Source organism: Streptomyces coryli (genome assembly GCF_011044975.1).
In the GTDB taxonomy this organism is placed as follows: domain Bacteria; phylum Actinomycetota; class Actinomycetes; order Streptomycetales; family Streptomycetaceae; genus Streptomyces; species Streptomyces coryli.
On sequence record NZ_JAAKZV010000068.1, the window covers coordinates 1 to 12,691 of the forward strand.

Below are 12,691 nucleotides of genomic sequence, written 5' to 3' on the forward strand. Positions count from 1 at the left end.
GGCGGGGGACATCGAGGCCCGGGCGGACCGGGGGCGTCCACCGCTGGCCGGCTGAGCGCTTGCGCCCACTCACCCGCCCGTTGCCCCGTGCCGTACGGCACGGGGCAGTGGTGCGGAGGGACTCGGGGCAGGCAGGCTCATGGACCGGGCCAGGTGCTCCGCTCAGGGCGCTGCGCTCAGGCTGCGCGGCCCCGCTCGCGCCGTCGCGGGGTCCAGCCCGGCTTCGGGATGGAGGCGATGAGGCGCTGGGTGTACGGGGCTTGTGGGGTGTCCAGCACCGTGGTGACCGCCCCTCGCTCCACCACCCTCCCGGCCTGCATGACCAGCACGTCGTCGCAGACGTGCTGGATCGCGCCGAGGTCGTGGGTGATGAAGAGCAGCGCTGTACCCGTGGTGGTGCGGATGCCCGCGAGCAGGGTGAGGATTTGCGCCTGGATGGAGACGTCCAGCGCCGAGATCGCTTCGTCGAGGATCAGCACCTGTGGCTCCGCGGCCAGGGCGCGGGCGATGGCGACGCGCTGGCGCTGGCCGCCGGAGAGGGATTTGGGGAGGGAGCGGGACTGGCGGTCGTCCAGGCCGACCAGGTCGAGCAGCTCCGCGACCCGGGACTTCAGCGCGGCGGCGGGCAGGTGGCGCCGGTGCAGCGCCACCGCCTCCCCGATGGCGTCGCGCACGCGCTGGCGGGGGTCGAGGGAGGCGTACGGGTCCTGGAAGACCATCTGGATCTGCCGGCCCCGCGCGCGTCGCTCCCGCCTCCGCCCCCGCCCGTAGCCTCGCTCCTCGCCCGCTACGGCGATGCGGCCCGCGGTGGCCGGGTCCAGCCCCGCGATCATGCGCGCGGTGGTCGTCTTGCCCGAGCCCGACTCGCCGACGATCGCCAGCGAGCCCCCTTCGTCGAGGGAGAAGCCGACGTTCTCCACCGCGGTGAAGTCGCCGAAGACCTTGCGCAGTTCACGTACCTCGAGCACCGGCTCAGGCATGGCTGTCGGCCTCCTCGACCGCCGTATACGGGTAGTGGCACGCCGCCGCGGAGCCGGCGGCCGTCCGCGGCAGTGGCGTCTCATGGCGACAGCGGTCCCGTGCCCGGGGGCATCGGTCGGCGAAGGCGCACCCCGCCGGGACCTCGAAGCCGGACAGCGGACGTCCGGCGATGGACCGCAGCCGCGCGTCGCGGTCGCCCACCGGTGGGCGGGAGGCGAGCAGCGCGCGCGTGTACGGGTGGGCGGCGCCGGCGCGGAGCTCGGCGGCCGGGAGCTCCTCCACGGTGCTGCCCGCGTACATCACCACCACGCGGCCGCAGACAGCGGCGGCCAGCTCCAAGTCGTGGGTGATGAACAGCATCGCAAGCCCGCGCGCCGCGCGCGCCTCCGCGATGATCGCCATCACCTCCTCCTGCGTCGTCACGTCCAGCGCGGTGGTCGGCTCGTCGGCGAGCAGCAGCCGCGGCTCGGCCGCCAGCGCGGCGGCGATCATGACCCGCTGCAGCAGGCCGCCGGAGAGCTCGTGCGGCCGCTGCCGCAGCCGGCGGTCGGCATCGGGGATGCCGACCTCACGCAGGATCGCCGTGACCTTGGCGACCGCCTCGGTACGGGATATGCCCCGGGTGGTCGTCAGCCCCTCCACGAGGAAGTCGCCCACGCTGCGGGCCGGGTTGATGTGCGCCCGCGGGTCCTGGAACACCATCGCCACGTCGGCGGCGCGGAAGCCGCGCAGCCGCTCCGCCGCCATCTCCGGCACGGACTCCCCGGCGAAGCGCATGTCGCCGCGCAGCCGCGCCCCGGCGGGCAGCAGCCGCAGTACGGCGCGGGCCGTGAGCGACTTGCCCGACCCCGACTCGCCCACCAGGGCGACCGCTTCGCCCGCGGGGATCGCCAGGTCGGCGCGGTGGACCACCGTGCGCGGCGCGCCCTCGACCGCGAGGTCGAGGCCGAGCGCGTCGATCTCCAGCAGCGGTGCGGGTGTCGTCATGTCCGGTCTCCCAGCAGCCGTCGGGACAGGCCCGTGCCCAGCAGGTTGAAAGCCACCACGACCACGAGGATGGCGAGCCCGGCGAAGAGCGCGGGCTGCGGGTGGCCGGCGAGGATCGACGGCGCGCCGTTCGCCACCATCAGGCCCCACTCGGGGTCGGGCGGCCGGCTGCCGAGGCCGAGGAAGGAGATCGCGGCCACGTCGATCAGGGCGTAACCGAAGCCGATGGTGGCCTGGACGAGGACCAGCGGCAGCAGGTTCGGCAGCAGGTGCCGCAGCCAGATACGGGAGGTCGAGGCGCCGAGCAGCAGCAGCGCCGATATGTAGGGCAGATTGCGCTCCTTGACCGCCGCCGCCCGTACGACCCTGGTGAACAGCGGCAGATACGCGATCGACAGTGCCACGATCGGCGCGACCAGCCCCGCGCCGAACACCGCGGCGACGAGCACCGCCATGATCAGGCCGGGAAAGCCGAAGACCACATCCAGCACGCCCGTCACGAAGCGGTCCAGCCAACCGCCGAACCAGGCCGCGGCCAGGGCGAGCAGGGTGCCGAGCGTCGTGGAGACGGCGACGATGACCGCGGGCGCGGCGAGGCTGGCGCGCGCGCCGACGATGACCCGGGACAGGATGTCGCGGCCGGTGTCATCCGTGCCGAGGAGATGCGCCGACGACGAGGCGGAGTTGACGTTGAGCGGGTCGACGGCGTTCGGGTCGTGCGGGGCGAGCAGCGGGCCGAGCGCGGCCAGCAGCACGAACAGCCCCACCACACATCCGGCGCCGAGCAGCACCCCGTCGCGACGCCGCCGCCCCGCCGGTCTCTTCACACCCGGCAGGCGGCGGATCGTGCGCGGGAACGATGCGGTGGTCATACGGCGCCCTCTCTTGTCGCCAGCCGTGGATCCAGGGCCGCGCTGATCAGATCGACCGTGGTGTTGATGACCACGAACACCACCACGAACAGCAGCGATACGGCCTGCACCACGGCCATGTCCTGCTTGGCCGCCGCGTCGATCATCAGCGCGCCGAGCCCGCCGGTGCCGAAGGCCTGCTCGGCGATGGCGGCCGTGGCTATCAGGCCCGCGATCCCGACGCCGGACACGGCGAAGACCGGACCCGAGGCGTTGTGCAGCACATGGCGACGGATCACGATCCGCTCGGGCACGCCGCGGCCGCGCGCGGTCTCGACGTGTTCGGCGCGCAGCTCCGCGCGCACGGCGGTCCTGGTGACCTGCGCGACGTAACCGATCCAGGTCAGCGCGAGCGCGACGGCCGGCAGGGTCAGGTGCGAGATGGTGCCTGCGAACCCCTCGCCCGATCCGTACACCGGGAACCACGGCAGCCGCACGGCGAACAGCCAGATCAGCAGCACCGACATGACGAAGGTCGGCACCGCCATGGCGCCCGCGGTGAGCGCGGTGGCAAACGCCTCCACGCGGCCGCCGCGCAGCGCGGCCATGGTGCCGATGACCGTCCCCGCGGTGAGCACGAGCACGGCCGCGTAACCGACCAGGGCCAGGGTGCTGCCGACGCGCGCCCCGATCAGGTCGGCGACGCTGTCGCGGAAGACGAGGGACCGCCCGAAGTCGCCCTGCAGGCAGCTGCTCAGCCAGTGCCAATAGCCCTGGATGAACGGATCGTCCAAGTGATATTCGCGGTGGATCCGCGCCAGCACCTCGGGGTCGGGGGAGCGGCTGCCGCCGACCAGCAGGGTGGCGGGGTCGCCGGGAGTGAGGAACATCGCCCCGTAGATGGCCAGGCTGGAGACGAAGACCGTGATGACGAGCGTGGCCAGCCGGGTGGCGACGAAGCGGAGCGTCATCATGGATCACCCCGCCTGCGGCAGGACGGTCAGGCGCAGCCGGGAGGGGTGCGCGGCCCAGGCGCGGAGCGTCTGGAGGCTCGCCTTGGGCGCTGTCGTCCGCCACGGGTCCTCGTACGAGCCGGAGTTGGGCAGATGGTTCGGAAAGTCGCTGCCCGCGATGAGCAGGGCGAGGCGGTGGCCCGGGCGTAACCGGTACCCGGTGTGGCCGAGGTCGATCTCCACCGGCCCCGGGGCGTCGGCCTGGCGGCTGCCGCGCACGATCAGCCGCATCGAGCCGTCGGGGGCCAGGTCGAGGAGGCGGACGAAGATGTCGAAGGTGGGGGCCGTGCTCTCCACGTGCAGCAGCACCTGCACCGGGCCCGCGAGGTCCAGGGGTTTCCCGGAGACGGCAGCGGGGCCGGTGAAGACGAGGACGTCGTCGCGGTCGGCGGTCGGCCGTTCATCCGGGTGGTCGCGGAGCAGCATGAAGGTGTTGGGGGTGGCGGACGGCACCAGGTTGTCGGGGTCGTAGCGCCATGAGGCGGACTGCTCCTCGGCGGGCGGGTGTTCGGCGAGCCGCCCGCCCGGGACCGGTCCTGCCGCCCGGTCTGCCGCCGCGAGCCACAGCTCGGTCTCCGCGGCCTCCGGCGGCGGCCAGGCGGTCGAGGTGCGCCACTGCGCGTGCCCCACCTTGAAGCGCACCCGGGGCAAGGACTCCGGCCCCGCAATGCCCCTCAGGAAGACGTCGAAGAAGTCCAGCGCCGGACCGGTGTACGCGTCCAGCATCCGCTCCAGCGCGGCATCGTCCGTCATGTGGTCGGTGCCGTGTGCGGCCGGCGCGTTCTCCAGCAGGTAATTCTCGTGGTCGACCGCGTCCGCGATCAGATACTGCACCGCCGCCCAGCCGGGCCGCCGCGCCAGCTCCGCGTAATCCCGCATATGGGCGATGCCGAGATTGTCGAACCAGCCCACGCAGTGCAGCACCGGCACCGGCCGCGCGTCGTACGGATGCGGGCCGTTGTACGGCGGGAGGGTGATGCCGCCGACGACCAGATCGAAGCCCGTGGAGCGCTTCCCCAGTGCCGCGAAGGCCTTCTCGTACGCGGCGATCAGCGGGCGCTTGGTCAGGTCGGGCTCGAAGTCGTACGTGTCCCGGTCCACCCAGTGGTGCGCCAGATAGTCCGCGCCCTCCAGCCACAGCGGCTGCGGGCGGCCGGAGCCCGGGTCGTACGCGGCGATGCCCGGGCCGTTCCCGGTGCACGTGACCCGGGGGACGATCGCGCGCAGCGCGGGGTGCTGTGCGACGACCGCGGACCACTGCGTGAAGCCGTAGTACGAGTCGCCGAACATGCCCACGATCCCGTCGGACCACGGCTGGCGGGTGATCCACTCGATGGTGTCGTACCCGTCGTCCACCTCCCCGGTCCACCCGAGCGTCGCGCCCTGCGAGCGGAACTTGCCGCGGACGTCCTGCACCACCAGCACATAACCGCGCGCGGTGAACCGCTCCGCGACGCGCTCGAAGAAGACATAGCGGCTGTTCTTGTCGTACGGCAGCCGGACCAGCACCGCCGGCGACGGGGTGCTCCCGGGCTCGTACACGTCGGTGGCCAGCAGCACGCCGTCGCGCATGCGCACCATGACCTGCCGGGCGCTCGCGGGGACGGGCTCAGGGGTGACGCGCTGGACAGCAAGGCCCATGGGATCTCCACTTTTGGAAAACGCTGTTATATGACAGCGTTGCATCTGCGTCAGTTAACCGTCAACCCCCCGCTGAGCTAGGTTGCCTTCATGCCGATCGACGTCGACGAAACCCAGCGCCGCAAGGAAATCGCCCAGGCCACCCTGGCCGTCGCCGCCCGCGACGGGGCGCGCGCGATCACCATCCGCGCGGTGGCCAAGGAGCTCGGCGGATCCACGGCGATGGTCACCAACTACGTGCCCACCCGCATGGCGCTGATCAGCAATGCGGTACGCGCCGCGGAGTCGCGCTGGCGCACCGAGCTGGAGGACCGGGTGGCCGGTCTTTCGGGCAAGGAGCGGCTGCGGTCCACGGTGGAGTGGTATCTGAGCTCGGAGCCCGAGGACCTGCTGCTGCGCGCGCTATGGGTGGAGATGCTCTCGACCGCGCACACCGACCCGGCCGGCGTGGACCGCCGCGAGGCGCACGAGTCGCGGCAGGAGTTCCAGGACGCCGCCGCGGCCGCGGGGGTGCCGGATGCCGAGCTCGCGGCCGACGTGCTGTCGCTGCTGACCCACGGCTATTTCGTCGCCACCGTGGAGGAGCCCGGGTACTGGACGCCCGAGCGGGCCGGGCGGGTCGCCCGCGCGGTCGTCGACGCGCTGGCGGGCGACGCGCCCGCGCCCGGGCGGTCTCAGCCCACCGGCAAACCCGCGTAGTTCTCGGCCAGTTCGGCGGCCGCGTGCGGGGAGCTTGCGATGCGGTCGAGTTGGGAGAGCTGGAGGTGGGTGTCGAAGGCGGACTGGTCCGGGGTTGTGTGCAGGGTTGTGGTCATGAACCAGGAGAAGTGCTCCGCCCGCCAGACCCGCTTCAGGCAGGTGCCGGAGTACGCGTCGAGACCCGCGGTCGTGCCCGTCGCGGTCCAGTCCGCGAAGGCGCGGGCCAGCACGATCACGTCCGCCGCGGCCAGGTTCAGGCCCTTCGCACCCGTTGGCGGGACGATGTGGGCTGCGTCGCCGGCCAGCAGCACCCGGCCATAGCGCATTGGCTCCGTCACGAAGCTGCGCATGGGGAGGACGGCGCGCTGCGTGATCGGGCCCGGGGTCAGCTTCCAGTCGCTGTCGATGGCGAAGCGGGACTGGAGTTCGTCCCATATTTGGGTGTCCGACCAGGAATCCGGGTCCGTGCCGTTCGGGACCTGCAAATACAGCCGGCTCACCGTCGGTGTGCGCATGCTGTGCAGGGCGAAGCCGCGGGGGGAGTGGGCGTAGATGAGTTCGTCGCAGGAGGGTGGGACGTTGGCGAGGATGCCGAACCAGGAGTAGGGGTAGGTGCGTTCGGCGGTGCGGAGTTCCGTGGCGGGGATCGCTGAGCGTACGACGCCGTGGAAGCCGTCGCAGCCTACGACGTAGTCGCAGGTCAGGGTGCGGCGTATCCCCTCGTGCGTGTAGTGGATGACTGGGCGGTCCGTCTCCGCGCCTGTTACCGCCGTGACCTCCGCCTCGAAGAGCAGTGGGGGGCCATCCGTCAGTTGCAGCGCGATCAGGTCCTTCACCACCTCTGTCTGGGCGTAGACCCAGACCCGGCGGCCGCCCGTCAGGGCGGGGAAGTCGATGCGGTGGGAGCGGCGGTTCCAGCGGAGCTCGATGCCGTCGTGGATCAGGCCCTCGCGGTCCAGGCGGTCGGCGGCGCCGCAGGCGCGGAGGGCGTCCACCGTGCCCTGTTCGAGGATGCCGGCGCGCTGGCGGTGCTCGACGTATGTGCGGTCGCGGGCCTCCAGGACGACGCAGTCGATGCCGGCCAGGTGCAGCTGCCGGGCCAGCAGCAGGCCGGCGGGGCCGCCGCCGACTATGCCTACGGTGGTGTGGGCGGGGGTCGTCACGGCTTCTCCTCGGTGGGTCGCTCCTCGGCCAGGACGCGGTCGGCGATGGCGAAGGCGGAATTCGCCGCCGGGACGCCGCAGTAGATCGCCGATTGCAGGAGCACCTCCTGGATCTCGGCGGCCGTGAGTCCGTTGGTACGGGCCGCGCGGACGTGCATCGCCAGCTCCTCGTGGTGGCCGCGGGCGATCAGCGCCGTCAGCGTGATGCAGCTGCGGGTGCGGCGGTCCAGGCCGGGGCGGGTCCAGATCTCGCCCCAGGCGTAGCGGGTGATCAGGTCCTGGAACGGGGCGGTGAAGGGTGTGGTCGCTGCCTGGGCGCGGTCCACGTGGGCGTTGCCCAGCACCTCGCGGCGTACCGTCATGCCGTCGTGATGGGCATCCGCCGCCGTCCGCGTGCTAGAGGCGACGTTGGGCCCGGAGTCGTCGAAGTGGTCGATCAGCGCCCGCAGTACGCGCTGCGGCTGCTCGGCGAGGGCGAGGTGGGCGGCGCCGTCGAGTTCGACGAGGGACGCCCGCGGGATGCCGTCCGCGAGCCGGCGTGCGTGGTCGGGCGGTGTGGCGCGGTCCTGGCGGCCGGCGAGTACCAGGGTGGGGGCGGCGATCGCGCCCATGTCGTCGTTGAGGTCGCACGTGGCCAGCGCCTCGCAGCACGCGGCGTAACCCGCCGGGTCCGCGCCGCGCTGGTCGGCGATCAGCGACGCGGTCGCTGCGCTGGGCTCGTAACCGGGCGTGAACCAGCGGTCCGGCGCGGACTCGGCCAGCCACCCGACGCCTTCCGTACGCACCCGCGCCGCCCGCTCCCGCCACGCCGACGGATCGCCGAAGTCGGCCGAAGTGCAGAGCAGGGCAAGGGATTCGACCCGGTCGGGGTGGTGGGCGGCGAGCCACGTGCCGATGGCGCCGCCGAGCGAGACGCCGGCGTAGCGGAAGCGGTCGATGCCGAGCGCGTCGGCGAGCTCCAGCACCAGTCCGGCGAGGTGCGGCACGGACGGCTCGGTGAGCCGCGCCGCCGGGGAGTCGCCGTGGCCCGGCAGATCGTAGCGGATCACGCGGTGGCCGCGGGCGAGGGCGGGAAGCTGGGCGTCCCACAAGCGCACGCTGGTGCCGAGGGACGGGCCGAGGAGGAGGGCGGGGGCGTCGGCGCGGCCGTCGGTGGTGTGGTGGAGGAGGTCGGTCATGCGCTGTCCCGGGATGAGGGCGAGTTCGGTGGTGCGGTTACGTGCAGCGCGCGGTCGGTCAGTTCGGGTGCCGCACCCAGGTAGTCGATGGGGTCGAGCAGCTTGCGGATACGGCCCGCGTCGAACCGGCCGCGGAGCTCGGGGTGTTCGGTGAAGTGCGCGTCGGCGAGCTGCTCGGCGACGGCGTCCGCGAGCGGCAGGCGTCCGGCCGCGGCGGTACGGGAGGCGTGCGTGAGCAGCTCCCGCGCCCGGCCCCGCCCCACCACCGGCGCAAGCTCCGCCACCAGCCGCTCCGAGGCGATCAGCCCTCCCGAAAGATCCAGGTGCTCGCGCATCCGCGCCTCGTCCACCCGCAGCCCCGCCGCCAGCTCGGCCGCGGCGTGCGCCGCCCCGCCGGTCAGCCGCAGGGCCTCGCGCAGTGGCTGCCACTCGGCGTGCCAGGCGCCGGCCGGGCGTTCGTCCTCGGCGGGGAGCGAGCCGAGCAGCGTCGCGGCGAGCTGGGGGAGCTGCCGGGCGGCCGCGGCGATCAGCGTGGCGCGGACCGGGTTGGCCTTGTGCGGCATGGCGCTGGAGCCGCCGCCTGCCGCCTCCGCGACCTCGGCGATCTCCGTACGGGACAGGACCAGTACGTCCGCGGCGACCTTGCCGAGCGCGCCGCCGGCCAGCGCCAGCGCGGAGCCCAGTTCGGCGATCGGGGTGCGCAGCACGTGCCAGGGGAGCGGCGGCTCGGCGAGCCCGGTCTCGCGGGCGTACGCCCCCAGCAGGTCGACTCGGCCGTCAAGTGCCGCCAACGTCCCTGCCGCGCCCCCCAGTTGCGCGGGCAGCGCGAGCGCGGCGAGCCGGTCGCGGGCGTGCACGATCTGCTGCCGCCAGCCGGCCGCCTTGAGGCCGAAGGTGGTGGGCACGGCGTGCTGGGTGAGGGTGCGTCCCGGCATGGGCGTGGCGCGGTGCCGGGCCGCGAGCCGCGCCAAGGCCTCGGCCGTGGCGTCGAGGTCGGCCAGGATGTGCGTACGGGCGCGCCAACTCGTCAGCATCAACGCCGTGTCCAGAATGTCCTGGCTGGTGGCGCCCCGATGCACCCACGCCGCCGCCTCGTCGCCGACCGCGGCCGTGAGGCCGGCGACGAGGGGGATCACGGGGTTGCCGCCCTCTCGCGCGCGGACGGCGAGGTCGCGCGCGTCGAAGTGATCGGCGTGGGCAGCGGCCTCGACCTCGGCCCGTACCGTGGCGGGGGCGCCGAGCGCGCGGGTCAGCGCCGCCTCGGCGTCCAGCATCGCCTGGAGGAACGCGCGGTCGCCGGTTGCCGCCTCGACGGCGGAGCCGGCCCATCCGGGGGCGAGCAGGCCGACGTCGGAGGCGTCGTGGACCGGGTCAGCGGAACTCAAGGAACACCGTCTCCTCCCCCTCATCCCCCTGCAGCCGGATGTCGAAGCGATACACCCGCTCCCGCTCCTCCCGCGCCACCAGCGTCCCCCGCCGCTCCTCCGGCAGCGACGCGAGCAGCACATCCTCCGCACACCCCGGCAGATACGCCCGCGTGTACAGGTGATGCGTAAGCCCCCGCGCAAAAACCGCCACGCTCACATACGGCGCCCCACCCGGCGGCGGCAGCGTCCGTACCGCATAGTGCCCGTCCGCGTCCGTCGGCACCCGCCCGAAGCCGGTGAACTCCACGCCGTCGCGCCCGATCACCGCCCCGTCCACCGGATCCCGCCGCATCGACCCCGGCGCCCCGCCAAGCGACCCGTCGGGAGCCGCCTGCCAGAACTCCAGCAGCGCATCCGGGATCGGAGCGCCCGCCCCGTCCCGCACCACCCCGTGCAAGGTGATCGTCCGCGGGTCGCCGGCCGGCGCGATCTCGCCGCCGCGCGCGAAGGGCAGCGCGTAGCCGTAAAAAGGTCCGACCGTCTGAGACGGAGTGATCACGACTGCTCTCCTTCGCCTTCGGTCCAGGTGGCGGCCGGTCCGTCGAGCACCACATCCCATCGGTATCCGAGCGCGAACTCCGGCTTCGACAAGCCGTGTTCATACGCCGCCACCAGCCGCTCGCGGGCGCGCGCGTCGGTGACGGACTGCAGGATCGGGTCGTACGGGAAGAGCGGGTCGCCGGGGAAGTACATCTGGGTCACCAGCCGCTGCGTGAAGGCGCTGCCGAAGAGGGAGAAATGGATGTGGGCCGGGCGCCAGGCGTTCACATGATTGCGCCAGGGATACGCGCCGGGCTTGACCGTCGTGAAGCGGTAGCCGCCCTCGGCGTCGGTGAGGCAGCGGCCGACGCCGGTGAAGTTCGGGTCCAGCGGGGCCGGGTGCTGGTCGCGCTGGTGGGCGTAACGGCCGGAGGCGTTGGCCTGCCAGATCTCCACCAACTGGTCGCGCACTGGGCGGCCTTCGCGGTCGAGGATCCGGCCGGTGACGGTGATCCGCTCGCCGAGCGGCTCGCCCTGGTGCTGCCGGGTGAGGTCGGCGTCGAGGTCGGTGACGTCGGTGGGGCCGAAGACGGGTCCGGTGAGCTCGACCGCGTCGGGGTCGTCCTTGACCGCGAGCAGCGGCTGGCGCGGGTGGCGGAGCAGGGTGCTGCGGTACGGGGCGTAGTCGCGGCGCGGGTGGGCGGTGCCGTCCGGCTCGTAGGCGGCCATCTCGGTGTCGATGGCGCGCTGGTGGGGGAGTCCGGGAAGCTGAGTCTCGGTCTCGGTCTTCGTCTCGGTCTCGGTCACGCGCGCACTCCTCTCGTAGTGGCGACCGGGGCTCCGGTGCGGTCGCGGAGCTCGTCGAGGCTGACGTCGGGGGCGAGTTCGGCCAGCCGGAGGCCGGCGTCGGTGATGTCCAGGACGCCGAGGTCGGTGATCACGCGATGGACGCATCCCGTGCCGGTGAGCGGGAGTGTGCACTCCTCGACGAGCTTCGGGGAGCCGTCCCGTGCCGTGTGTTCCATCAGGACGACGACCCGGCGGGCGCCGTGCACCAGGTCCATCGCGCCGCCGACGCCCTTGATCATCTTGCCGGGGACGGCCCAGTTGGCGAGGTCGCCGCGCGCGGAGACCTGCATCGCCCCGAGCACGGCGACGTCGATGTGGCCGCCGCGGATCATGCCGAAGGAGAGCGCGGAGTCGAAGAAGGCGGCTCCTGGGCGCACCGTCACCGTCTCCTTCCCCGCGTTGATCAGGTCCGGATCGACCTCGTCCTCCCTCGGATACGGGCCGACGCCGAGGATGCCGTTCTCCGACTGCAGCACCACGTCCGCGCCCTCGGGCAGGTGCCCGGGGATCAGCGTCGGCAGCCCGATGCCGAGGTTCACGTAGCCCTCGGCGGGGAGTTCGCGGGCCGCTCGTGCGGCCATCGCGTCGCGGGTCCAGGGCATCAGGCGCGCACCGTCCTCTTCTCGATACCTTTGCCGGCGGCCTCCGCCGGGGTCAGCCGCAGCACCCGCTGCACGAAGACGCCGGGCACGTGCACCGCGTCCGGGTCGATCTCCCCCGGCTCGACGAGCTCCTCGACCTCGGCGATGGTGATGCGGCCCGCCATCGCCGCTAGGGGGTTGAAGTTGCGGGCCGACTTCGCGAACACCAGGTTGCCGTGCCGGTCGCCCCGGGCGGCCCGTACCAGCGCGAAGTCCGTGCTGATGCCGTGCTCCAGGACGTACGCGCGGCCGTCGAAGTCGCGCACCTCCTTGGGCGGTGAGGCCACCGCGACGCCGCCGTCGGGCCCGTAACGCCAGGGCAGCCCGCCGTCGGCGACCGGTGTGCCGACTCCGGCCGGGGTGAAGAAGGCGGGGATGCCGGCGCCGCCGGCGCGCAGCCGCTCGGCGAGGGTGCCCTGCGGGGTGAGCTCCAGCTCGATCTCGCCGGCGAGGTATTGGCGGGCGAATTCCTTGTTGTCGCCGACGTACGAGCCGGTGACGCGGTCGATGCGGCCGGACTTGAGGAGGATGCCGAGGCCGCCGCCGTCGACGCCGCAGTTGTTGGAGACGATGTGCAGATGCCGGGAGCCGCGCCGGTGCAGGGCGCCGATGAGGACGTCGGGGACGCCGCTGAGCCCGAAGCCGCCGACGGCGAGCGCCGCGCCGTCCGGGATGTCGGCGACGGCCTCGTCGGCCGAGCGCACCACCTTGTCCATCACGCAGTCCCCTTGCCGGTGTTCGCCTGCTGAACTATCGTTCATTTCTGAAGACAGTCGTGAGT

13 protein-coding genes are annotated in these 12,691 nt (G+C 72.9%); 1 reads left to right on the top strand and 12 read right to left on the bottom strand.

Features of this window, described 5'->3' with window-relative positions; genetic code table 11:
* Positions 1–176 precede the first annotated feature (176 nt).
* The 5 genes from G5C51_RS17190 to G5C51_RS17210 are packed head-to-tail and all read right to left on the bottom strand — an operon-like array spanning position 177 to position 5,473.
* On the bottom strand, positions 177–980 hold the full coding sequence (locus G5C51_RS17190) for an ABC transporter ATP-binding protein (RefSeq protein ID WP_165238232.1): 804 nt from the start codon (positions 978–980) through the stop codon (positions 177–179).
* Positions 973–1,968: an ABC transporter ATP-binding protein gene (locus G5C51_RS17195; RefSeq protein ID WP_165238233.1), complete on the bottom strand. Its 996-nt coding sequence runs from the start codon at positions 1,966–1,968 to the stop codon at positions 973–975. Before G5C51_RS17195 ends, G5C51_RS17190 begins: the two co-directional genes overlap by 8 nt.
* Entirely contained in the window at positions 1,965–2,840 is an 876-nt protein-coding gene (locus tag G5C51_RS17200; protein WP_165238235.1) for an ABC transporter permease, read from the bottom strand. The genes G5C51_RS17195 and G5C51_RS17200 overlap by 4 nt, the downstream gene beginning before the upstream one ends.
* Positions 2,837–3,793 (bottom strand): ABC transporter permease, encoded by a 957-nt coding sequence (locus G5C51_RS17205; RefSeq protein WP_240929723.1) that lies wholly within the window; start codon positions 3,791–3,793, stop codon positions 2,837–2,839. The genes G5C51_RS17200 and G5C51_RS17205 overlap by 4 nt, the downstream gene beginning before the upstream one ends.
* Positions 3,794–3,796: 3 nt before the next feature.
* Entirely contained in the window at positions 3,797–5,473 is a 1,677-nt protein-coding gene (locus G5C51_RS17210) for a CocE/NonD family hydrolase (RefSeq protein ID WP_240929724.1), read from the bottom strand.
* 90 nt (positions 5,474–5,563) lie between these two features.
* Between G5C51_RS17210 and G5C51_RS17215 the strand changes: the two genes are divergently transcribed.
* Positions 5,564–6,172 (top strand): TetR/AcrR family transcriptional regulator, encoded by a 609-nt coding sequence (locus tag G5C51_RS17215; protein WP_165238237.1) that lies wholly within the window; start codon positions 5,564–5,566, stop codon positions 6,170–6,172.
* Here the strand turns inward: G5C51_RS17215 and G5C51_RS17220 are convergent.
* The 7 genes from G5C51_RS17220 to G5C51_RS17250 all read right to left on the bottom strand — a co-directional run bounded on the left by G5C51_RS17220 (position 6,148) and on the right by G5C51_RS17250 (position 12,626).
* A complete protein-coding gene (locus G5C51_RS17220; RefSeq protein ID WP_165238239.1) occupies positions 6,148–7,335 on the bottom strand; it encodes a 4-hydroxybenzoate 3-monooxygenase in 1,188 nt (395 codons plus the stop codon). The two genes, G5C51_RS17215 and G5C51_RS17220, sit on opposite strands and share 25 nt — an antisense overlap.
* Complete coding sequence (gene pcaDC / locus G5C51_RS17225; protein WP_165238241.1) at positions 7,332–8,513, bottom strand: bifunctional 3-oxoadipate enol-lactonase/4-carboxymuconolactone decarboxylase PcaDC; 1,182 nt, start codon at positions 8,511–8,513, stop codon at positions 7,332–7,334. Before pcaDC ends, G5C51_RS17220 begins: the two co-directional genes overlap by 4 nt.
* A complete protein-coding gene (pcaB, locus tag G5C51_RS17230) occupies positions 8,510–9,898 on the bottom strand; it encodes a 3-carboxy-cis,cis-muconate cycloisomerase (RefSeq protein ID WP_240929725.1) in 1,389 nt (462 codons plus the stop codon). The genes pcaDC and pcaB overlap by 4 nt, the downstream gene beginning before the upstream one ends.
* A complete protein-coding gene (gene pcaG, locus G5C51_RS17235; RefSeq protein WP_338118184.1) occupies positions 9,885–10,439 on the bottom strand; it encodes a protocatechuate 3,4-dioxygenase subunit alpha in 555 nt (184 codons plus the stop codon). The genes pcaB and pcaG overlap by 14 nt, the downstream gene beginning before the upstream one ends.
* Positions 10,436–11,149: a protocatechuate 3,4-dioxygenase subunit beta gene (pcaH, locus tag G5C51_RS17240; RefSeq protein ID WP_165238289.1), complete on the bottom strand. Its 714-nt coding sequence runs from the start codon at positions 11,147–11,149 to the stop codon at positions 10,436–10,438. The genes pcaG and pcaH overlap by 4 nt, the downstream gene beginning before the upstream one ends.
* A gap of 74 nt (positions 11,150–11,223) precedes the next feature.
* Complete coding sequence (locus tag G5C51_RS17245; protein WP_165238247.1) at positions 11,224–11,871, bottom strand: 3-oxoacid CoA-transferase subunit B; 648 nt, start codon at positions 11,869–11,871, stop codon at positions 11,224–11,226.
* A complete protein-coding gene (locus G5C51_RS17250; protein WP_165238249.1) occupies positions 11,871–12,626 on the bottom strand; it encodes a CoA transferase subunit A in 756 nt (251 codons plus the stop codon). The genes G5C51_RS17245 and G5C51_RS17250 overlap by 1 nt, the downstream gene beginning before the upstream one ends.
* Positions 12,627–12,691 lie beyond the last annotated feature (65 nt).